General features: G+C 52.6%; 22 protein-coding genes. 10 read left to right on the forward strand and 12 right to left on the reverse strand.

Translation table 11 applies throughout. From position 1 onward, the window contains the following. Nucleotides 1–86: 86 nt before the first annotated feature. Nucleotides 87–1,895 carry a PINc/VapC family ATPase gene (locus ACZ5TN_RS01275; protein WP_464917439.1) on the reverse strand — a complete coding sequence of 603 codons (1,809 nt, stop codon included), beginning with the start codon at nt 1,893–1,895 and terminating at the stop codon, nt 87–89. A gap of 97 nt (nt 1,896–1,992) precedes the next feature. Here ACZ5TN_RS01275 and minD point away from each other — a divergent pair, with 97 nt between their 5' ends. The 6 genes from minD (at nt 1,993) to ACZ5TN_RS01305 (ending at nt 8,440) form a co-directional block, all read left to right on the forward strand. Further along, on the forward strand, nt 1,993–2,730 hold the full coding sequence (gene minD / locus ACZ5TN_RS01280; protein WP_011249903.1) for a cell division ATPase MinD: 738 nt from the start codon (nt 1,993–1,995) through the stop codon (nt 2,728–2,730). Then, a complete protein-coding gene (locus ACZ5TN_RS01285; RefSeq protein WP_464916920.1) occupies nt 2,727–3,470 on the forward strand; it encodes an ATP/GTP-binding protein in 744 nt (247 codons plus the stop codon). The genes minD and ACZ5TN_RS01285 overlap by 4 nt, the downstream gene beginning before the upstream one ends. Nucleotides 3,471–3,568: 98 nt before the next feature. After that, on the forward strand, nt 3,569–5,020 hold the full coding sequence (gene asnB, locus ACZ5TN_RS01290; RefSeq protein WP_464917440.1) for an asparagine synthase (glutamine-hydrolyzing): 1,452 nt from the start codon (nt 3,569–3,571) through the stop codon (nt 5,018–5,020). 21 nt (nt 5,021–5,041) lie between these two features. After that, nucleotides 5,042–6,076 (forward strand): glycosyltransferase family 4 protein, encoded by a 1,035-nt coding sequence (locus tag ACZ5TN_RS01295; protein ID WP_464916921.1) that lies wholly within the window; start codon nt 5,042–5,044, stop codon nt 6,074–6,076. A 93-nt stretch (nt 6,077–6,169) separates the two neighbouring features. Beyond that, on the forward strand, nt 6,170–7,189 hold the full coding sequence (locus ACZ5TN_RS01300) for an L-threonylcarbamoyladenylate synthase (protein WP_464916922.1): 1,020 nt from the start codon (nt 6,170–6,172) through the stop codon (nt 7,187–7,189). Between the two features lie 69 nt (nt 7,190–7,258). Continuing rightward, complete coding sequence (locus ACZ5TN_RS01305; protein WP_011249898.1) at nt 7,259–8,440, forward strand: hypothetical protein; 1,182 nt, start codon at nt 7,259–7,261, stop codon at nt 8,438–8,440. On the opposite strand, the gene ACZ5TN_RS01310 is transcribed toward ACZ5TN_RS01305, so the two are convergent. Beyond that, nucleotides 8,434–8,856 (reverse strand): hypothetical protein, encoded by a 423-nt coding sequence (locus ACZ5TN_RS01310; protein WP_011249897.1) that lies wholly within the window; start codon nt 8,854–8,856, stop codon nt 8,434–8,436. The genes ACZ5TN_RS01305 and ACZ5TN_RS01310 overlap by 7 nt on opposite strands. Before the next feature lie 84 nt (nt 8,857–8,940). Here ACZ5TN_RS01310 and ACZ5TN_RS01315 point away from each other — a divergent pair, with 84 nt between their 5' ends. The 3 genes from ACZ5TN_RS01315 (at nt 8,941) to ACZ5TN_RS01325 (ending at nt 12,045) form a co-directional block, all read left to right on the forward strand. Continuing rightward, complete coding sequence (locus ACZ5TN_RS01315; protein ID WP_011249896.1) at nt 8,941–9,645, forward strand: nucleotidyltransferase domain-containing protein; 705 nt, start codon at nt 8,941–8,943, stop codon at nt 9,643–9,645. Nucleotides 9,646–9,884: 239 nt separating this feature from the next. After that, nucleotides 9,885–11,309: an acetate--CoA ligase family protein gene (locus ACZ5TN_RS01320; protein WP_011249895.1), complete on the forward strand. Its 1,425-nt coding sequence runs from the start codon at nt 9,885–9,887 to the stop codon at nt 11,307–11,309. A gap of 4 nt (nt 11,310–11,313) precedes the next feature. Then, the gene (locus tag ACZ5TN_RS01325) at nt 11,314–12,045 is read left to right on the forward strand and encodes an acetate--CoA ligase family protein (RefSeq protein ID WP_011249894.1); all 732 of its coding nucleotides are present in this window, start codon (nt 11,314–11,316) and stop codon (nt 12,043–12,045) included. A gap of 14 nt (nt 12,046–12,059) precedes the next feature. On the opposite strand, the gene ACZ5TN_RS01330 is transcribed toward ACZ5TN_RS01325, so the two are convergent. From ACZ5TN_RS01330 to ACZ5TN_RS01375, 10 genes are all read right to left on the reverse strand, one after another. Next, a complete protein-coding gene (locus ACZ5TN_RS01330; protein ID WP_011249893.1) occupies nt 12,060–12,980 on the reverse strand; it encodes an ABC transporter ATP-binding protein in 921 nt (306 codons plus the stop codon). A 6-nt stretch (nt 12,981–12,986) separates the two neighbouring features. Beyond that, on the reverse strand, nt 12,987–13,832 hold the full coding sequence (locus ACZ5TN_RS01335; protein WP_011249892.1) for an ABC transporter permease subunit: 846 nt from the start codon (nt 13,830–13,832) through the stop codon (nt 12,987–12,989). Between the two features lie 103 nt (nt 13,833–13,935). Then, nucleotides 13,936–14,727, reverse strand: coding sequence for an N-glycosylase/DNA lyase (locus ACZ5TN_RS01340; protein ID WP_011249891.1), 792 nt, complete (start codon nt 14,725–14,727; stop codon nt 13,936–13,938). Then, nucleotides 14,727–15,701: a beta-ribofuranosylaminobenzene 5'-phosphate synthase family protein gene (locus tag ACZ5TN_RS01345; RefSeq protein ID WP_011249890.1), complete on the reverse strand. Its 975-nt coding sequence runs from the start codon at nt 15,699–15,701 to the stop codon at nt 14,727–14,729. The genes ACZ5TN_RS01340 and ACZ5TN_RS01345 overlap by 1 nt, the downstream gene beginning before the upstream one ends. 103 nt (nt 15,702–15,804) lie before the next feature. After that, nucleotides 15,805–15,954 carry a hypothetical protein gene (locus tag ACZ5TN_RS01350; RefSeq protein WP_011249889.1) on the reverse strand — a complete coding sequence of 50 codons (150 nt, stop codon included), beginning with the start codon at nt 15,952–15,954 and terminating at the stop codon, nt 15,805–15,807. Nucleotides 15,955–16,035: 81 nt separating this feature from the next. Beyond that, entirely contained in the window at nt 16,036–18,339 is a 2,304-nt protein-coding gene (locus ACZ5TN_RS01355) for a TRAP transporter permease (RefSeq protein ID WP_011249888.1), read from the reverse strand. A 2-nt stretch (nt 18,340–18,341) separates the two neighbouring features. Further along, a complete protein-coding gene (locus ACZ5TN_RS01360; protein WP_232500618.1) occupies nt 18,342–18,719 on the reverse strand; it encodes a DUF1850 domain-containing protein in 378 nt (125 codons plus the stop codon). A gap of 87 nt (nt 18,720–18,806) precedes the next feature. Beyond that, nucleotides 18,807–19,799, reverse strand: a complete 993-nt coding sequence (locus ACZ5TN_RS01365) for a TAXI family TRAP transporter solute-binding subunit (protein WP_048053693.1) — start codon at nt 19,797–19,799, stop codon at nt 18,807–18,809. Nucleotides 19,800–20,103: 304 nt separating this feature from the next. Then, entirely contained in the window at nt 20,104–20,838 is a 735-nt protein-coding gene (gene mobB, locus ACZ5TN_RS01370) for a molybdopterin-guanine dinucleotide biosynthesis protein B (protein WP_464916923.1), read from the reverse strand. Nucleotides 20,839–20,848: 10 nt separating this feature from the next. After that, nucleotides 20,849–21,064, reverse strand: coding sequence for an LSm family protein (locus tag ACZ5TN_RS01375; protein ID WP_011249884.1), 216 nt, complete (start codon nt 21,062–21,064; stop codon nt 20,849–20,851). 133 nt (nt 21,065–21,197) lie between these two features. Here ACZ5TN_RS01375 and tnpA point away from each other — a divergent pair, with 133 nt between their 5' ends. After that, entirely contained in the window at nt 21,198–21,608 is a 411-nt protein-coding gene (gene tnpA / locus ACZ5TN_RS01380; RefSeq protein WP_464917441.1) for an IS200/IS605 family transposase, read from the forward strand. The last annotated feature ends 29 nt before the right edge of the window (nt 21,609–21,637 follow it).

Here is a 21,637-nt window from a genome sequence, read left to right on the forward strand (position 1 = left end):
ACGTTTTAAGCTGAAGAGAAAAAGTTGAAAGGGCAATGACGACAATTTCGCTAGCTGACCGGTGATGACTACCCTCGCAACCGAGCCTAAGTGGATGCCCATATCGGTATCCCCGCATCGAGGAGCCTCTTCAGCTCCTTTCCTATCGGCGTGCTCTTGCTGACCTTGACGAGGCCCTTCCTGCTTGGAGTCGCGGTAAAGACGTACTGCTCGCCGCCGTAGAACTTGAGCGGCTTTTTGGCATACTCCGGCGATACTCTGAGGACTATCGTCTTCTTTTTCTCCTCGACTTCGACGGGAATCCTCTCCTTCGGCTTGAGTTCTTCCCTCTCGGCAAAGCTCTTGACGTCTATGCTTATGCCTATTCTCTTTTCAAGTTCCGTGATGCGCTTCCCCTTCTTGCCGATTATCGCTGGAATATCGAACTCGTCGGCGTAGATCACCGCCTTGTGGGGGCTGACTATCTCGACCTCGGCGTTGACATCGGGCAGGAACTTCTTTATCTCCTGCTTGAGTCTCTTCTCTGCGAGCCTGAGTGCAGGGGCCTTCTCCTCCTTCTTCACGGGAACGACGCTTACCTCCTCGCCGTAGGTGTATATCTCGTACTCAAGCTCGCCAGTCTCGAAGTCGCGAACCTCTATCACCGGCCTGGCTAAGTCCTCCTCCTTCATTCCGCTCGGCACCTTGACCAGGTATTCTAAGGTTAGAACCTTGGCGACCCTTCCGGCCTTGATGAAAATCACCGTATCGACTATCTGCGGTATCATTCCGAGCTCGACCCTTCCGATGAAGCGCTGGATTGCATCGATCGGCTTCGTGGCGTGGACGACGCCTATCATTCCAACTCCGGCGAGTCTGAGGTCGGAGTATATCTTGAAGTCGCTGGTCTTCCTCATCTCGTCGAATATCGTGTAGTCCGGCCTCACGAGGAGGAGTATATCGCCAGTAAGCTCCATGCTCCCCTTCAGTGCCGTGTACTGCGTTATCTCCTCGCTGACCTGCAGATCCCTGGGCTTCTCCATGGTCTTGACGATCTTGCCCATGCTCGCGTACCACTCTGCGAGGGCCTGGGCGAAGGTCGTCTTACCCTCACCGGGGGCGCCGGCTATGAGTATTCCGGCGGCCTTGTCCCTGAGCCTCTCCAAAAGCCTCTCGCTCAGCTCGTAGTCCTCTATTGAGAGCTTGGTTATCGGTCTGACCGCGGTTATTTCTATCCTGTCCGAGAACGGCGGCTTGGCTATGACTATACGGTAGTTCCTCAGCTGAACCACAGTTGCTCCGGGTTCATCAAGCTCGATGAAGCTCTCCGGGTCGCGCTTTGCCCTCTCGACGATGTCATCAGCTATCTCCTCAAGCTCCACATCGGTGAGCGGTTCGTCTCTAACTGGGACGAGCCTCCACTCGCCGGGCCGTCCCTTCTTCGCGAGCGGCCTTATCCCGGCCTTCAGGTGGACACTCATGGTTGTGTCATCAAAGAAATCCTCAAGGCGGTGCCTGACTTCCTTCTTGGTGGTAAGGTAAATCACGTCTATGCCCTTGGCTATCGCTATGTCCCTCTGAACCTGGTCGCCGGTTACGAGGGTCGCGCTGAGGGTCTGGGCTACCTCCCTGACCATGTTGTCTATCTCTCCCGCCTTGGCGCGTCTTATCTGCCAGAGGTCGGGCCTCTCGCCGTAGAACTCGAGGAGTATCTCGCCCTTATCTGCCATTTCGCGGAGCTTCTTCAGCTCCTCAAGACCAACGTGGCCTATCGCCTTTCCCTCGTTGGCCTGGTGCTCTATCTCAGCCACGACGGCCTCTGGAACAACGACCTTGACCTTCTCGCCCAGCGTTGACAGGAACTGCGTGAGCCTGCCGTCAACTATGACGCTCGTATCCGGAACAAGCACTCTCATTTTTCTCACCTACCCAGAGTGAAGCGTAGGCTTCATAAAGGTTAGCGTGCCCTAAAGTTCATAAGGGGAGAAAAACAAAAACATTGGGGTGACGCTCATGGGTCATTTAATCTCGATAGCCAGCGGTAAGGGTGGGACTGGCAAGACAACCACCACCTCCAACCTTTCGGTGGCCCTCGGAAAGATGGGCTACAAAGTCCTCGCCGTTGATGCTGACCTTACAATGGCAAACCTCAGCCTCGTCATGGGGATAGACGACGCTGAAACCACGATACACGACGTTCTCGCAGGCGAAGCAGACATCAAAGATGCTATTTACTCAACCAGCTATGAGAACGTTGATCTGATTCCGGCGGCGGTTGACTGGGAGCACGTCCTTAAGGCAGACCCGAGGAGGCTCCCCTCAACGATAAAGCCGCTGAAATCGGAGTATGACTTCGTGCTGATCGACTGTCCAGCGGGCCTTCAGATGGACGCGATGAACGCCATGATGAGCGGCGAAGAGGTGATCCTTGTTACGAACCCAGAGATATCCTGTATAACAGATACGATGAAGGTGGGTATAGTCCTCAGAAAGGCAGGGTTAGCAGTCCTCGGATTTGTCCTCAACCGCTATGGAAGGAGCGAAAACGACATACCGCCCGATGCGGCCGAGGAAGTTATGGAGGTTCCCCTGCTTGTGGTTATCCCCGAAGACCCTAAGGTTAGGGAAGCCACACTGGAAGGAGTTCCCGTAGTTGAATACGCTCCCGACTCGGAGGGTGCCAAGGCGTTTATGGCACTGGCGGAGGAGGTAAGCAGGATAGCTGGCTTCAAGGCAAGGGTGATGGGATGATACTGGCTTTCATAGGCACAGCCGGGAGCGGAAAGACGACCTTAACGGGGGAGTTTGGAAAATACCTCTCCGAAAACGGGTATAGGGTAGCCTATGTTAATCTGGACACGGGGGTTAGAAAACTTCCATACACCCCCGATCTTGACGTCAGAGAGAAGGTAACCGCGTGGAGCCTTATGGACGAAGGCCTCGGACCGAACGGGGCTATAGTGAAGAGCTACGACATTCTTGCCGAATACACGGGGGAATACGCCGAGAAGATCAGGGAACTTGACAAGGAGTCCGACTACGTTCTGATAGACACCCCAGGCCAGATGGAGACTTTCCTCTTCCACGAGTTTGGGGTTGAGCTTATGGAGGCCTTCCCAGATGCCCTGGGGATTTATCTTTTCTCACCTGAAGTGCTTAGGAAGCCCTCCGACTTCTGCTTTGCGGTGTTCTTCGGCCTGATGATAGACCTCAGGCTGGGGATAACGACGGTGCCAGCCCTGAATAAGGTGGATACAGTTGAAGACATCGAAGGGATACGGAAGTACCTCGACGACATAGAATACCTCACGGTGAGGCTGAAGCTTGAACCCTCCACCCAGGGGCTTCTGGCTTACAAGCTGTGCTCCTCTCTTCCGGAGCTTGCCCCTCCCACGAGGGTTCTCTATCTCTCGGCAAAAACCGGTGAGGGATTCGAGGATCTTGAAACTGTTGCCTATGAGCACTACTGCACCTGCGGCGATCTGACCTGAACGGTTGTTCAAGGGGAAGAAACCAGCCAGAACACTTTTTCACGTGGAAAATGGGAAGGCTTATCTCTTCTGGTTTTTAAATGCCCTGGGTGATGCTCATGTGCCTCATTGCTGGCGGAATGGGGGAGAATCTCAGAGAAAAGCTCATCAAAATGGCGATAGCAGGAAAGCACAGGGGCCCTGAAAGTTTTGGGGTCTGGACCGATGGGGGAGTCCTCAAATCTGATGACTTTTCAAAGCTGACCGAGATTCCTGACGGGAGAATCGGTCTCCTCCAGTGCAGGCTGGCCATGACTGGTTCAAAGAGCTTCACTCAACCATTCATAAACGATCTAGCCCTTGTCCACAACGGTGAGATATACAACCATGCGGCGCTGAGAGAATACCTGGAGAGGAGAGGCGTTTCTTTTGAGAGCGACGTTGACAGCGAGGTTGTACTCAGGCTTATCGAGTTTTTGAGGGAAGAACATCTGAGCTATCCCGAGATAGTTAAAAAACTCTTCTGGATGCTTGAGGGGGACTACGCCGTTGCCTTCTCAGATGGAGAGCGCATCTACCTGTTTAGAGATCCTCTGGGAATCAGGCCGCTTTACTTCTCACGTAACGGCCTGTTTGCAAGCGAGAAGAAAGTCCTCTGGGCGGTGGGCGAGAGGGAAGTTGAACCCGTCCAGCCGGGGGAGCTCGTCGTCCTTGAAAAGAACGGGGTGAGGCGGGCCAGGCTGTTCTCCCTTGAGAACCTAAAATCCAAAGCAAAATGCGAAAGGAAAGACCCGGTTGGCGGCGTTGGAAAACTTCTTAGATATGCAGTGAAGAACAGGGTCAGTGGAAAAACGGGAGTTCTGTTTTCCGGCGGCCTGGACAGCACTCTGGTCGCTTACCTGGCTTCGCAGTACTCTGACGTGATCCTGTACACGGCTGGAACTGAGGACAGTCCCGACATAGAGTGGGCCAGGAAAGTGGCCGACCACTTTGGCTGGGCGCTGAGGGAGAGAACTTTTGAAGTCGAGGATGTCAGAGATGCCGTGAAAAGAGTAATGTACGCCATCGAAGAGCCCAACCCGATGAACCTCGCAATTGGACTGCCGCTTTACTTTGCCTCTGGTCTAGCTTCTTCAGACGGTACGCGCGTCCTCCTCAGCGGGCAGGGAGCGGACGAGCTCTTCGGAGGCTACGCAAAGTACCTTGAAAGGCCCGAGCTTATGGAGGAGGACATAGCCCTCATCTCCGAGAGGAACCTCGCGAGGGACGACAAGATAGCAATGCTGAACGGAGTTGAGGGAAGGTATCCCTTCCTCGCCCTTCCTGTGGTGAGCTTTGCCCTTAAACTGCCGCTCGAAGCTAAGATAGTGGATGGAACCAGAAAAGTCATCCTCAGGAAACTCGCCCTGCGTCTCGGAATCCCCGAGTGGATAGCGGAGAGGGAGAAGAGGGCCGCGCAGTACGGCAGCAGGGCGCAGAAGCTCCTTGAGAAGATAGCCAGAGAAGAGGGCCTAACGCTCAGAGAGTTCGCGGAGAAACTCTTCAGGGAGACGTTCCCAAACGCTTTTTAACTTCACCTTTAACTTTCCTCCATGAGAATCCTAATGGTCGGACACTACCCTCCCCACGGTGGCGGTGTTGCGAGGCATCTCGACAACCTCGTAAGGGAACTTAGAAAGCGCCATGAAGTCCATGTGCTCACATACGGCCCCGTTAAGGTCAGGGAGTTCGAGAGGGAGTTTGTCCATCAGCTCAGGGTTCCGCCGTTTTACGGTCTGAGGGGAAGCACCTTCGCCTTCGCGGGCGCTAGGAAGATAGCTCAACTCCACAGAGAGTTCGGTTTTGATGTTGTCCACTGCCACTTCGCAGGAACGACTTCCTTCTCCGGCGCGCTGGCCAAGGAGAAGATGGGCCTGCCCTTTGTCATCACAGCTCACGGAAGCGACCTTGAGAACACCCCCAAATCGCCCCTGGGCAGGTTCTACGTCACGAGAAGCCTGAAAAGAGCTGATGTCGTTATAGCGGTCAGCCACCACCTGGCGAGACTCGCTAAAACCCTTGGCGCGGAAAACGTCAAGGTCATACCCAATGGACTTCCCGAGTTTGAAGGGTCCGAGGGAGGAAAGCGGGAGTACGTGACCTTCATCGGTGCCCTCCGAGACTACAAGTCCCCCGAAACGTTTGTAGAGCTCGCTAAGTTCTTTCCCAACACAGAGTTTCTCGTGGTTGGTGACGGCCCCCTCAGGAAAAAGCTTGAGGCGAAAGCTCCGCCGAACGTCCATTTCCTCGGCTATCGCACGGATGTTGAGGAGATTTTAAGCAGGAGCATTCTGCTGGTTCTCCCTTCCAAGAGGGAAGGGTTCGGTCTTGTCATCCTTGAGGCCAACTCCCTCGGCGTTCCTGCGATTGGAAGGCGGGTCAGCGCAATTCCAGAGCTTATCAGAGAGGGGAAGAACGGCCTGACGTTCACCAGCTTTGATGACCTCGTGGACGAAGTTAGAGCGCTCCTGGAAAGTCCGAAGACCGCCAGAAAAATGGGTTCAACGGGAAAACGCGTTGCCGTGAAGTACTCCTGGGAAAAAGTTACGGAGGAAGTTGAACGGGTGTACTCGTCCCTCGTGGGATAGCTTTTTAACCACTTTTCTCACCAGAAGTCGAGAGGGCGTTCAGAATTATCGCTCAGAACTCTCGGTTTTCTCAAATACGATGGGGTGAGGGACGTGACGATAGTTATCAACATGCGAGACGGCCTGGATGAGAAGAAGATAAAGGTAGCCGCGAGGCTCATCCTTGAGGGGAAACTCGTGGCGTTTCCGACCGAGACCGTTTACGGCCTTGGGGCCGACGCCCTGAACGAGGGGGCCGTCAGGAGGATATTCGAGGCCAAAGGAAGACCCGCGGACAATCCTCTGATAATCCACATAGCCAGCCTCGATGACCTTGAGAAAGTCGCCAGAGAAGTGCCCGAGAAGGCAAAGCTCCTCGCGGAGAAGTTCTGGCCTGGACCGCTCACACTCGTTCTTCCAAAGCGTGAGGAAGTGCCCCTGGTCACGACCGGCGGCCTCGATACTGTCGCCGTAAGGATGCCCTCCCACCCGATAGCGCTCGCTCTTATAAGGGCGAGCACCCCACTGGCCGCCCCCTCGGCCAACATAAGCGGGAAGCCCAGCCCAACTTCGGCCGAGCACGTGATTGACGACTTCTATGGGAAGATCGAGGGGATAATAGACGGCGGCGAGACGTGGGTCGGTGTTGAATCGACGGTCGTTGACCTCACCGAGGAGCCCCCAGTTCTCCTGAGACCAGGGGGTATCCCGCTGGAGGAGCTGGAGAAAGTTATCGGGCCCATCAGGATACACCCCGCGGTCAAGGGAAAGAAGATAGACCTCGCGAAGGCTCCCGGAATGAAGTACAAGCACTACGCCCCAAACGCAATGGTGATAGTTGTTGAGGGAACTCCTGAGAACAGGAGAAGAAAAATCCAGGAGCTGGTGGATGAGTACAGGAAAAAGGGCCACCGCGTTGGTGTGATGGCGACTTTTGAAGTGGAGGCGGACGAGTTCTACTTCCTCGGGAAAACCTTAGAAGAAGTCGCCAGAAATCTCTTCAAGGCCCTCAGAGAGCTTGACAAGCGCGGCGTGGACGTGATAATAGCCGAAGGGGTTGAGGAGGTAGGAGTGGGGCTTGCAGTAATGAACCGCCTGAGGAAGGCGGCCGGCTATAACATCGTTAAAGCATAGGCAACGCTTAAATATTGGTCTGTGAACATTTCCTTAGTACCTGTATGGTCACCAATGTAACGATATGGGGTGAGAGAGTTGGATTTGCCCGAAACAACATCCCCCGAGGAGATTGAGGAGATTGGGTTTAAATACGTTGATAGCGGCAGGGTTAAAGAGGGATTGAAGTTAATACTAAGAGCTGCCCAGAGGTATGAAGAGAGAAAGAACTACGAGGATGCTGCGAGGCTGTTCAGGTACATCGGGAGGTATCTGACTAGAAAGGCTTCCCCCGAGAAGGCCAGGCCTTACCTTCTTAAAGCGGCGTCACTTTATATAAACTTGGTCGAGGAGGAGATATCAAAGCCCGATGTTGACCTGGATGCCCTTGACCAATACACCCTGAACGTCCTTGAGGTCTTTGCAGTCACGGGGGACTCGAGGTTCATGACAAAGTACGGCACTAGGTTTGGGAACATCTACGAGGAGCTTGGGAATTCTTTTGAAAGCTCTGGTGATCTCAAAACTGCTGCCAGGGTTTACGAGTCTGCGTTTCACTACTACAAGATAGTGGGTAGCGAGACGGACATAAAGCGTATCGCTGGAAAACTCCTCGATATCTACGGTGAAATCACCGAGAATCTCGTTGAAAGTAAGAACCTTTCGGCTGCCGCTGACGCGTTCTACGTGCTCGCTAAGTACGTCAGGGCGATATTCGGTCACGACTCTCACTACCTTGAGATTATGGAAACGGCCGCTAAAAACTATGAAAAGGCCAGCAAGCTTTCATACTCCGAGGGTGATCTTGACGGGACAGCAACGAACCTCGTCAAGGCCCAGTATGCATATATGCTCTGTGAGAACACGGGCAGAGCAAAGCTCGTTGGGATAAACGCCGTTAGGATGCTCTATCAAATAGTGAGTTCCTATCGCGCCGCAGGAGACGATAAAGCGACGCAGGAAAAGCTCATTGAGCTCGCCGAGGCATTAATCGGAATAAACAAGTTCGATGATGCAGTTAAACACTATAAAGAGGCCCTCAACATCAGCTCGAACATTGAACAGAAGATCAGGATACGGCTGGCCCTGCTAAAGACCTACATCGCAAATCAGAGGCTCTACGACCTCCTCGACATCGTTGAGATTGCCGAGTTCTACGTGTCCAGGAAAAGGCCCGCCCAGGCTTATGAGCTCTTGGTCAAGATCCTTGAAAAGAACTCACAGCTTGAGGAAGTGAACAAAAAGATTTTAGAGGCGGAGGGCTATTACTGAGTCCTCAGCTGTGCCCTCGGAAGCGGAATGTGGTATGGGAGTCTCATCTCCTTGGAGATGATCATCAGGAGCGGCGAAAGTTCGCTGGTAAGGAAGTTGGTAACTTCCACAAAGAGCACTGAGTTTACCTTTTTCTCCTCTTCCCAGAGGTTCAGGATTTCGTCAATCATTTCCTTCTTCGGGGGAAGGTACAGCAGAAGTCCCTTGATGACAGCCCTCGCAATCTCGGGCTGATAAGTCACTTCAAAGCTGAACACCACTTCAACACCGTTTATCTTTCCAGTTGGGGTTCTTACCTCTCCCAGCCTGAGATCTTCTATTTTTGGGCTCAAGTTTACCTGAATCTGACCCGTGGGTATGCTTCCTGAGAGTTTTTCTACCTCAACCTTCGTGAGGTTGTGTGCAACCACCGGCATCTTTGTTCACCAGGGTGGGCTTAGTTCTGTACTATAAAACGGTATCGGTTATCTTATTAAAGGAAAACGACAGAGAACGAATCGATGCCCAGGGAGAAGGTTGTGAAAATCTGGGACGAGAGGGAAGTTGTGTACTCCCCAAAACGCTGGCGCTACCTGTGGGAAAAGCGTGAGAATGCCCTAAAGATTATGGAGAGGCTGAAGGACTTTGATCCCGTCCTCTATGGAAGCGTCGCTAGGGGAGACGTCAGAAAGGACAGCGACATAGACATCTTCATTCCAATTCGGGTTCCGAGCTACCTCATCGAGCTGGCCCTCGAAGGCCTTGTACGGAGGAGAAAAATCGTTATGGCAACACCATGGCACCTGATAAAGGGCGTCATCGAGATAGATGAGGAGACTAGCGTTACATTTCCTCTGCTTGAACCAACGGACAGGGAGCTTGAGTTCTACCGCTGGGGCGGGGCAATCGACATCTGGGGTGTCAAAACGAAGGAGAGAGTCCCAGGAGTTAACAAAAAGCTCATCCTAATACTCCCAACGGAGAAGGGACACATAGAGAGGGAAGTCATGGGAAGAGAGCCAGAAGTCGCCAAAATACTTGGAGTGAGCGTGGATATCGTTACCGAGAGGGTTCACGTCCTTACGAGGAGGGACAGCATTGGTAGGACCGGGATATACCTCAACGAAGAAGTTCCCGACTGGATGAGCTTCGAGGAGGCGCTGAAGATCATAGCCGACCGCGACCCCAACGTGAGGAGAAAGGTGAGGGAAAGAGGGGATATCTAAGTCGTTGTACGCGTTGTTTATGTTAGACTTAGGGTATCCCCGATCACACCTGGGACCTTGGAGTGGCTAAATCATAAAGACCCCCTACTTAAAAAGAAAAAAGAGCGGCCCCCATTTTATAAAATCGGTCCACTGGTGAACCTTTAAATCCATCAGCGCTCGAATTTTTCTCTGCGCAACATTTTTATACATTCTCGTGGAATTTTTACTCGAAAGTTGCTTTCTCAGGAGGGATAGGCATGTCAGAGAAAATCGTCGAAGAACTCAGGCCCTTCTTTGACCCGAAGGCGGTCGCAATCATCGGTGCAACCGACAAGAAGGGAAAGGTCGGAAACGTTATTTTTGAGAACTTCAGAATGAACAAGGAGCGCGGGATTTTCAAGGGCAACATCTACCCCGTTAACCCCAAGCTCGACGAGATAGAGGGCTACAAGGTTTACCACAGCGTTAAAGAGCTCCCCGATGACACTGATCTGGCCGTTATCTCGATTCCGGCCAAGTTCGTGCCGGCAACGATGAGGGAGGTAGCTGAGAAGGGCATTAAGGCGGTCGTCATCATCACCGGCGGCTTCGGTGAGCTTGGAGAAGAAGGCAAGAGAATGGAGCAGGAGATACTTGAGATAGCGAGGGCAAACGGGATAAGGGTCATCGGCCCCAACTGTGTCGGCGTTTACGTTCCAGATACCGGCGTTGATACCGTCTTCTTGCCGGAAGAGAAGATGGACAGGCCGAAGAGCGGGCCAATAGCCTTCGTTAGCCAGAGCGGTGCATTCGCAGCTGCTATGCTCGACTGGGCTGCTATGGCTGGCATAGGCATCGGTAAGATGGTCAGCTACGGCAACAAGCTCGACGTGGACGATGCAGATCTCATGGAGTACTTCATCCACGACGACGAGATAAAGGTCGTTACCTTCTACATCGAGGGCGTCAAGGACGGAAGGAAGTTCATGGAGGCGGCAAAGAAGATCACCAAGGTTAAGCCCGTAATCGCCTTGAAGAGCGGAAGAACGGAGTACGGAGCTAAAGCTGCATCTTCTCACACAGGCTCGCTCGCTGGAGCCGACACCATCTACGACGCGGTCTTCAAGCAGACTGGAATAATCCGCGCCGAGGACTTCGAACACATGTTCGACCTTGCTAAGGCCTTCGCCGCACTACTCCACAAGCTCCCGAAGGGCGACAGGATAGGCATAATCACCGACGGCGGTGGAGCTGGAGTTATGGCGAGCGACGCAGTTGCCAGGTTCGGCCTCAAGATGGCGGAGCTGAGCGAGGAGACGATAAAGTTTCTCGAGGAGAACTTCCCGCCGCACGCGGTAGCTGGCAACCCGACCGATGTCGTGGGCGACACCGATGCCGAGAGGTACAGAATAGCTATTGAAGCCTTCACGAAGGATCCGAACGTCGATGCGATAGTCATCATCGTCCTCTTCCAGGTGCCGCTCCTTGAGGAGGAGAAGATCATCGAGATACTCGCTGACTACCAGAAGAAGACGGACAAGCCGATAGTGGCAGTTGCTATGGGCGGAAGGAAGACCGACCGCTACGCAAGGATGCTTGAGGAGAAGGGCGTCCCCGTTTACCCGACCCCCGAGAGGGGAGTCCGTGCCATGGCAGGTCTCGTGAGGTATGCTGAATACCTCCGCAAGGTTAAGGGGGAATGATGTTATGAGCGCCAAAGAAGAGGCCCTTAAGGTTATTGAGAGCGTTTTGAAGTCTGGAAGGACTGCGCTCGTTGAGTACGAGGCCAAGCAGGTCTTAAAGGCCTATAGTCTGCCCGTCCCAAACGAAAAGCTTGCCAAGACCCTTGATGAAGCACTGGAGTACGCCGAAGAGATTGGATATCCTGTCGCCATGAAGCTCATGTCGCCTCAGATACTCCACAAGAGCGACGCCAAGGTCGTCATACTCAACATAAAGTCTCCCGAAGAGCTGAAGCAGAAGTGGGAGGAGATTCACGAGAACGCGAGGAAGTACCGCCCCGATGCCGAGATTCTCGGTGTCCTCATAGCGCCGATGCTCAGGCCAGGAAGGGAGATTATCATCGGTGTCACAGAAGACCCGCAGTTCGGCCACGCGATAATGTTCGGCCTCGGTGGCATCTTCGTCGAGGTACTCAAGGACGTGACCTTCAGGATAATCCCAATAACCGAGAAGGACGCAAGGAAGATGATAGCAGAGATCAAGGGCTACCCGATTCTGGCCGGAGCGCGCGGTGAAGAGCCAGCCGACATAGACGCCATCGTGGACATGCTCCTTAAAGTGTCTCAGCTCGTTGATGAGCTCAGGGACTACATCAAGGAGATGGACCTCAACCCTGTCTTCGTCTACGAGAAGGGCAAGGGAGCAGTTGTCGTTGACGCAAGGATAATAGCGAAAGCTCCAGAAAAGAAAGAGTGAGGAGAATCCTCTCTTCACTCTTTTACCATTTTTAGGAATATTTCTTCGAGGGTGGGTTCTTTGATTTGTAGGGTGAGTATTTTTGCTCCTTGTTTTGCAACGTAGTCGTGGAGTTCTTCTCTAATGTCTCTCTCGGCCACAATCCTGTACTTGTTCTCGCCGAGGGGTGAAGCGCGCCAGGGAGCACTGCTCCAGTCGACGGGCTTGCTCGTCTCCAGAATTATCGTGTAGCCCGCTTTCTCAAGGAACTCGCGCTTAATCTCCTCCAAGCTTCCTTCCCTGATGAGTTTTCCCTTCACGATGACTCCAACGGTATCGCAGATTTCCTCAACGTGGGCCAGGATGTGGCTTGAGAAGAAGACCGTTTTTCCGGCTTTTCTCTGCTCCCTGATAATGTCCTTGAACTCGGCGATGCCCTTTGGATCTAGACCGCTCATTGGCTCGTCGAGGATTAAGAGGTCTGGGTCGTTGATGAGTGCCTGGGCTAGGAGGAGCCTCTGTCTCATGCCCTTCGAGAATTTGCCCACCTTCCTGTTCTTAGCCTCGCTTAGGCCTACTAAGTCTAGGAGTTCTTTGATTCTTTTCTCCTTCTCGGTTTTTGGTATTTTGAATGCATCCGCGATTATGTCGAGGGTTTGGACTGGTGTGAGGAAGTCCCAGAGGGTTGCGTGTTCGGGCATGTAGCCGATTCTCTTCTTTGCTTGGACGAGTTTGTTCTCGTCGAATTTTCCATCCCTGAAGACTTCTAGGTCGAAGAGTTGTATGCGGCCTTGTTGTGGGAAGATTAGGCCGAGGGTGCTCAGGATTGTCGTGCTTTTTCCTGCTCCGTTTGGGCCTAGGAAGCCGTAGATTTGGCCTGGTTTTACTTCTAGGTTGAGGCCGTTGAGGGCCTTAACGTCCTTGTAGAATTTGACGAGATTCTCAACCCTCATCACAAACCATCACCTCAAATCCATCCTGGCAAACCTCAGAAAGGCCCCTCCAAAGTACACGATGGTCATACCGACTATCAAACCGAAGTTTACCGGGTTCTTACCTATGGCGTGGGCAATGCCTACGTAATTGCCGTCCTCGTACACGTCACCGAGAATCACCCCCATCTGGGAGAGCGGTGAATAGAACAGGTACTTTGTAGTGTACTCGTCCACCCTCTCCGCGACCTCATCGTAGTTCACGTTCTCGTCGAAGACGTAGTCTTTGATTGCCATGAACGAGACGATGCTCGGTATGAGCATGAAGAGTATGAAGAACAGCGCCAGAGCTGCTCCAAGGGCCGTTCCTGAAGATTTTATCATCGTGGAGAGGATGTAGCCCAGTGCAACGAGCTGGATCATCGCGAGCAGAAGAAGAAAGTTCAGGAGCATTGACTCGGTGACGAGCTTTTGGCCGAACGGTGCCCCCATCCAGGCGAGGCCGATTATACCTATCACCGTCATCAGGAGGAGCGCCGCGAGGAGCACAACAACATGGGCTAGGAACTTGCCCCCAAGGTAGCCTATTCTCCTCACTGGTTTGCTGAGGGCTACCCTTATCGTCCCGTTCTCAAGGTCGGAGTTTATTGCGGTGGCACCAAGGAGGAGCGCGAGTATTCCAAGGAAGAACCCTGCCAGATCCTCGATGTTGCTGACGAGCATGTTTACTGCCTCACCAACGGTTTGAGGCGTATTTCCGTTCATTTTTTCTAGGTAGAACCCCGGCACGTAGAGAAGCATCATTATGCCGAGCAGAACCCAGACCTTCTTCGTTCTCATGCTTTTGATAAATTCAAGCTTCAGCCCCCAGTGCATCGCTTATCACCCATGAAGTTTTAACCAAATAGAACTAAAGGCAGTAATATAAAAGACTATCGGTCTCCGCAACATTCCACAGAGGGCAGTTTAAAAAGGAAAATCAGAGGGATCCGAGCTCAAGAACTAACTCCCACTTCTCGCAGACCTTCTTCAGCCGTTCCATTACTTCCCGCTTCCCCCCAAGCACTGGCCACAGGATTGAGTCTATATGGAGCGGTGGAATTCCCGTTTCTTCGGCGACCCTTCTCCAGAAGCTCACCGGCGGCTCGTTAGTTATCCTTTCGGTGTAGGCTTTTATTCTGACGTCCTCGGGAATGTCTATCTCCATTGGATACGGGACAAACTCCCCGAAGGCTATTCTACCCGCGTAGCCAAACATCTTGACGGCGAAAACCACGGTCTTTGCGGTTTTTGGAGATCCCAGGGCTTCTGCAATGTCGTTCCGCAGTCCCATCATATTCTCAAAGTAGTACCTCCTAAGTTCTTGGAGCGTCAGCGAGTTTAGAAACGGCTCGAGCTTTTCCAACCTCTTGATCTTTCCGGCGACGAGCCGGCGGTTGGTTCTTGATGAGGGTAGAAACTTTGAGCATGCCTCAACTATGCTCTTCTCTGGAGGATTTTGGGAGAAATACTTTGAGAACTCCCACCACCAGTCCTCTCCCTTCCCGCTCAGCTGGTAGCTGACTATGGAGTTGGCTATTACCAGCTTGATGAAGGTCTCATCGTCGTTCAGATTTTCGCGGAGGTGTCTGAGGGCGTCGAACTGGAGGTCTACCTTTTCCTCTATGATCCTCGCGCACTCGATACCCAGCTCTTTAAGACCTTCTACAAGTTTGTCGGCTTTTTCCTCGTTCGTCTGGTACTTTATTTTTACAAAACGCTCCAGGCTCATCACTGACCACCGGCGACGCTTTTTATAATCCTGATCAGGAAGGCGTTCTCCTCAACGATCTCTGCCCCAGTGTTCCTTGGAATTCCCAGTTCAATCTTGGCCTTTATCCCCTGATCCTTCAGGTAGTCGAAAACCTCGCTGCTGGCACTCTGGAATTCCGACTTCAGGATCAGGCCGTAAACAGTAGGTCCCCAGCTGCTCTGGCCCGCTCCATACGTCTTTTCGTTGAGAAACTTCACTATCAGAGAGATGTCCTCCCTGAACTCTCCGCCCTGGAATCCTGCAAAGTGCCTGCCCACGAGCTTCTGTATGGCACTCAGATGCTCTCCAAAGGCCTTTATATTGCGCTCTTTGAGGGTCGGTAGAAGACCGAGCAGAATCCTGTGGCTTATCTCCCTGGCCGCTTCAACGTCGCCAAAGCTTGACTCCATCGCGGGCTTTTCCTCCTCCTCGTCTGGGCCGCGCTTAAGCTCCGGAATTACCAGGAGAAACGCCCACTCTTCCGGAAAGTCCTCGCGGAGTACCAGCGGCGGGACGGAGTTCCTGACACCGCCATCCAGCACAAATCCGCCGTAGGCGAAGGTGTATATTCCAGCGCCGCTGTTCTTGCCCCTTCCAAGGGCTCTAGCAAGTTCCCCTATCGAGACATGAATTCCGTTGAGCCTCGCCACTGCAGTTCCAACGGCCAGGCTGAGCTGGGTAGTGGAACCGAGACCAACGTGCCTTGGAATTCCACGCCTGACTTCAACGAGATAGTTCACCCCAGTCCCAAAAGCGGCGTTCATTCTCCCTAAAGTTTTCTCGATCGTCTCGATATCCTCTCCCTGAGCTTTGATTTCCATCTTTTCAGAGGGGAGAACCCTTACCTCGTAGCCTCCATCGATTGCTACCCCAATACTCCCAAACCGTCTTCCGAGGCTGCCCGTAGGGTCTATGAGGCCGAGGTGGAGCCTCCTAGGCGTGCGCACTATCACTTTCTCACCACCATAGAAGCAAAGAAGACATACCCTTTTAACCCTAGTGAAGCTTGAGAAAATAACGGGAATAAGAATGGGAGAAGGTTAGCGCAAGAATACGTCACTCAATCTTTGCAAGCTCGTAGGTGAGTGCTTCCTTCCGCCTTGCTTCCTGGAGGGCGATCCTCCTGGCTTCCTCAACATTTTCCGCCTCGACGACAAGGGTTTTCCCGTGATGTTCCCCGCCGTAGAGCGTGAGCTCCCACTTCATACTACCACCGCATCTATTGTCAGGCTGTCAAAGGTTTATAAATCTAACCCACCGACAGCTGTCGAAAAGACAAAGAGAAGGTCAAGAAGACAATTTCTCTCCAAGCAGTCTCAGGGCAATAACGAAAACAAAACTAATCCCGACTATCACTGGGTTGAGGGTTGCCGAGATAATGCCGAGTATCCCTGCAAGCCCCCTGATCTCTTTTCTCAGATGCTTTCCGAACCAGCCGGTCAGCGCTATTGCGAGCAGGTACATCACGAGCAGCGTTGCACTGAGGTCGTAGAGCACCTGAAGGGCGGTCATCGTGGTCCAGTGCTTGACTGTTATGATGAACATCTCGGGGTGCGTGAAGTAGATGTACGGCCCGATGTATCCGGCGAGGGCGTACTTGACCGCGTTCATCGCCGTCTTCCAGAAGTCTCCGCCGGCTAAGGCCGAACCGGCGTAGCTTGCCAAGGCAACCGGCGGCGTAACATCAGCGAGGATTCCAAAGTAGAAGACAAAGAAGTGTGCCGCCAGCAGGGCTATCGGGGTTGCGAATCCCGGAACCGGGTCTGAATATGGGTGGAGGCCCTGAACGGCGTTGAATATTGCAGGAGCCGCAACTAAAGATGTTATGATGTAGTTGGCCGTCGTCGGGACGCCCATTCCGAGGATGAGGCTGAAGACCATCGTGAGCATCAGCAGGAGCCAGAGGTTTCCAGCGGTTAGGTCAACGAGACGGTAGCCGAGACTCGTGACGAGGCCGGTCATCGTGAGGACACCCTGTATAAGGCCTGCGCTCGCCGCCGCCAACATGACGCTCGTGCTCGTCTTTCCAGCGTCTATCATGGACTCGTAGGTTGCCCTGTACATGGCCCTTCCGTCTTCGCTCTTCGAGTACCAGCCGATTATAAGGGAGAATATTATTCCAAAGACACCGCTGAGGAGGAGTATCTGCTCCTTGGTCATGCCGATGTACTTGGTCAGGGCTATGAAGAGCAGGAAGAGGGCCGTTATGTAGAACTTCTCGTTGAACTCGACCTTGTCGCTTATGAAGCCTACTGCAGCAAGTCCGAGGAGGATTAGGAGCGAGATTCCGGCGACTGGAGTGGCCATGGCCTTGCCTGTGAACATCAGAGCGGTGGCAAGCAGGACAACAGCAACGTAGAGCCCCTCGTGGCCCTTTATGTTGTCCTTGGAAATCCACGCGACCCAGATGGCTACTCCGAGGGATGAAATTGCCGAGATGTGCGGCGGAATACCCCAGACTAAGGCGACGGTGATGACGACTATTGGCAGGAGGATGTAGAGCTTCCTTATGAAGTAGTCAAGGCCGGAGAAGCTTTCCCTCGGCATTCCCTTGAGGCCCAGCCTCTTTGTCTCAAGGTCAATGAAGAGGTAAACGCCCGCGTAGTAAACGAGCGCTGGAATGACTGCGGCTATGATGAGCTTGTTGTAGGGGACGCCGAGGAACTCCGCCATGATGAATGCTGCTGCACCCATGATAGGCGGCATAAGCTGACCGCCCGTTGATGCTACCGGCTCAACGGCACCGGCTATTTCCGGAGGATAGCCTGCCTTCTTCATCAGCGGTATTGTGAAGGTTCCCGTGGTCAGGACGTTGGCGACGCTTGAGCCGCTCACTGTTCCCATCAGGCCGCTGGAGATGACGGCGGCCTTTGCCGGTCCTCCAGGTCTTGAACCAAAGAGGGTTATCATGAATTCCGTTATGTAGTCGCTTATGCCGATCTTCAGCAGGAACGCGCCGAAGAAGACGAAGGCGAAGACGTATATCGTCATGACGAAGAATGGAATGCCGAAGATTCCCTCATCGAAGTAGAGCTGCTGGGTAAAGCGTATCCAGTCAAAGCCTATGTTCTGGATGCCGTAGATAAGGAACACGACAACGACCGCGGGAAGAACCCATCCAAGAACCCTCCTCGTTGCCTCAAGGACGAGGATTATGGCGAGGATTCCAAAGATAACGTCGGTGGTGTAGACCTCGGCGAACTCGGCGTACCTCTGATAGACTGCAAAGAGATACAACGCGGAGATTGCCCCGAGTATAGCCAAAATATAATCGTACCACTGGACTTTCTGAAGATACTTTTCCTGCCGTCTTATCGGATAGAGGAGATAGGTGATTATCAGTATCATGGCCAGGACGAAGGCCTCGCCCTGCTTGGTCTGGAATGTCGCCTGCAGGATTCCGATCTTTATCCCCATCTTCTGGAACATGTCGTAGAGAGTGTAGTTGAAGTTGAAGATGAACAGTATTTCGTAGATACCTATCAGGATTGCGGCCGCTTTAACGACGTTATCAAGCATCGGGGGAAGGGTTCTAACCCTTTCAATAACGACCTCCTTGGCCTTCTCAAACTGTGGTGGCTCTTCACCCATTATCAGCACCTCCCAATCTTGATCAGCAGTAGGGGACATGATTCGACTCGAAACTCAATCAGTGTATCGGAACGTGGAGCGAATGCCGGAAGACCGTCAACCGTTATGTTTGCCCGGTTGAGCGGGATGAACCAGTAGTCAAGGCTCTTTCCGAGGTAGATGTTGATCCGCTTCTCGTACCAGCTTCCGTTCCACTCCTGGAAGTCCTCTGGAAGGCCGGCACCGAAGTCCTTCCACTTCATACCTATTGCATAGATGCCGCTGCTGTTTACCTTCAGCGTCTCCACAACCTCGCTCCGCTCCACGCTGTGGATGTATTCAATCGTTATTTCGTGTTCACCGAGGGGATACACCATCTCCTCCTTCCCATCCGTTATCACGAGAACACCTCTTTCAGCAACAGATGATACCAGTAAAATCAGGAAAAATGCCAGAAAAAGAAAGGACTTCCTCAAATACCTCACCCATCACGGCTTGAGCTTGTCCGGGACCGTTATGCCCTTCTCCTCGTAGAACTTAATGGCTCCAGGGTGGAGCGGGATGCTCATACCGTCAAGGGCAGTGTCAAGGCTTATGTACTTGGTCTTGGCGTGGACCTTGTGGAGTTCCTCGAGGTTGGCTGGGTCGAAGAGTATCTTGGTCATTTGGTAGACAGTGTCCTCTGACAGATCCGCACTGACCGCGAGGATAGCCTTAACGGCAACGGTCGGAGTGTCCTCGGTCATGCCGTTGTAGGTATCCTTCGGGAGAACCTGCCTGACGTAGAATATGTATCCCTGGTCGTGGAGCTTGTTGAGGATGTCATCTGGAATCGGGAGGATTCTAACTGGGGTCTGGACGGCTATCTGGTTAACGGCAGGGGTTGGGGCACCTGAAACGATAACAGCGGCATCGATCTGGCCGACCTTAAGGCTCTGAGCGGCTTCGCTGAACTTCTGGTTGACCTTCTGGATGCTGTCCCAGACGCCAGCGGCCTTGAGTATCTGCTCGGCTGCAACTGCAGTGCCGCTTCCGGCAGCACCTATGGCGACCTTCTTGCCCTTGAGGTCTTGGAGACTCTTGATGTCGCTGTCGGCCCTGACGACGAACTGAACCGTCTCAGGATAGAGGGCCGCGACACCGCGTATGTTCTTAACGGGCTGTCCCTCGAACATGTAGAGGCCGTTGTAGGCGTAGTAAGCTATATCGTTCTGCAGTATGGCGGCCTGGGCCTTCCCTTCGCCGATGGCCTTGGCGTTGGTAACGCTGGCACCGCTCGTGACTGCTTTGGCTTTTATGCCGTTCTTGTTGAGTATTTCAGCGTACTTTGAGCCGAGCGGGAAGTAGACACCGCTTGTTCCTCCGGTGTAGATTGTTATCTCCTCGGAAGTCTTACTTCCGTTTCCACCGCTACCAATGCAACCGCTGGCCACAAGAGCAAAGACCAAAAGGGCAACGAGACCGAGAGCTTTCATCTTCATTTTCTTCACCTCATTCTCCATTTATGGTCATCCAGATATGCTAAAGTGCATCTCAGAACATTTTTATCTTGGAGCACGGTTATATACTTTACGGTTGTAAACTTTTACGCGGCTGTAAATCACAAAAATTCCATGATTCTTCGGTTTTTTCTTGAAAATTTTTCCAAAAATAGTTTAATTTAGCCAAGAGACGAACACAAAAAAGCATCAAAGAGGAGAGTAATCTTTACATTTGGAAAGAAGAGTGCATGGGGATGCATTTCTCTAACTATTAAAAGTGTTAACAATAGGGTAGGGCCCTCAATCAATCACTCCGCACTATTATTTCAATCTTCTTTCCTTCACGGTACCCTTTCATCGCAGAGAGCATGCCCTTTATCGTCTTCTCCACGAGCTCCTGAACCCAGTCCTTCATGGGGAGAACCTGCCCGTCTATTTTAATGACGACTTTCGGCTTCTGGCTGAGAACAACGCAGTCCTTTGTGGTCTTCTCGCCTTTCACTATCATCCTCGCCATCTCAGCACAGCGGAAGCCGCAGAGGCCGCAATCAATGTTAGGGAGTATGAAGGCCTTCTCTTCCACTAGGTCTGCGAGTTTTTCTGGCTCTCTGGTGGCATCGATAACTGGGAGGCCGTTGATTTCGGTTATCCCCCTTGATGCAACAACTCCGCTAACCGCTATGGCAAGTCCCCCGTCAAGTTCTTCGACTTCCTCCGGCGTTCTTGCACAAACCACCCTTGGAACGTGCTCCACCGACTTGAATCCCTCAAGGAGCAGAAAATCAGCGCTGACCATTGAGAAGAGCGCGTTTATGTCCTTAGCTTTGAAGAGAAGGGCATCCGTGTCCTCCGCTCTCACCAGAACGGCGTCGGCCACTCGGGAAAACCGCCAAGTGTCAGTGCCCTCTCTATCGAACTCCGCATGCATGCTCTTCGCTATCGCTACTCTGTAACCTCTCTCTTTGAGGACTCTGGCGACGGCCTCTACTGTGGTCGTCTTCCCGCTCTTCTTGTAGCCCACGAACGCCACCACTCTCATCGCAGGCACCTCACAGGAGTGTTATCCAGTTCATATCGTCTATCTTCACGATAAGCTCCCTCGCTTTATTGCCTGCGTAGTCAGTGACGTTCTTGAGCAGTATCACCTCCTCATCGAAGTCCTCAAGAATTCCCGAAAAACTGATCTCGCTTCCAATCCCTACAGCAACCCTCTGTCCCTTCCAGCGCTCGAGTGTTTTGTCAAGCAAGTACTGTTTCTCACTCATGGTTTCTCCCCCAATCCTGCACATGACTTGGGCTTTTTAACATATTCGGGCGAGAAGTCCCCTTCCGAGAGGGAGGGGATGAAAGCCCGAAACCCTCAAATACTCTCATAGTTACACAAAATTTGTGATAACTATGAAATACAAACTCGATAAAGGAGCACATTCAGTCTATTCACTCTATTACCACCTCATTTTAGTCGTAAAACACCGCAGAAAAGTCTTCACCAACGATAGGATAATAGACTTCCTCAAACAGAAAATCCACGAAATATCAGAGACCCACGAGGTAGAAGTTCTCGCCATAGAGACAGACCAAGACCACGTTCACATCCTCTTCAAGGCAAAACCCACCCTCAACATACCAAAATACATCAACACCCTAAAGACAATTACCTCACGGGAAATACGCAGGAACTTCCCGGAAGTGAAAGAAAAACTCTGGAGAAACACCTTTTGGTCACCCTCATACTTCCTCGCAACCTCTGGGCAGGTGACCCTCGACGTTCTCAAAGCCTACGTTGAGAGCCAAGGTGAGAAGAGTTGATGCGTTCCTACAAATTCAGAATTTATCCC

It is taken from the genome of Thermococcus sp. JCM 11816 (assembly GCF_055396515.1).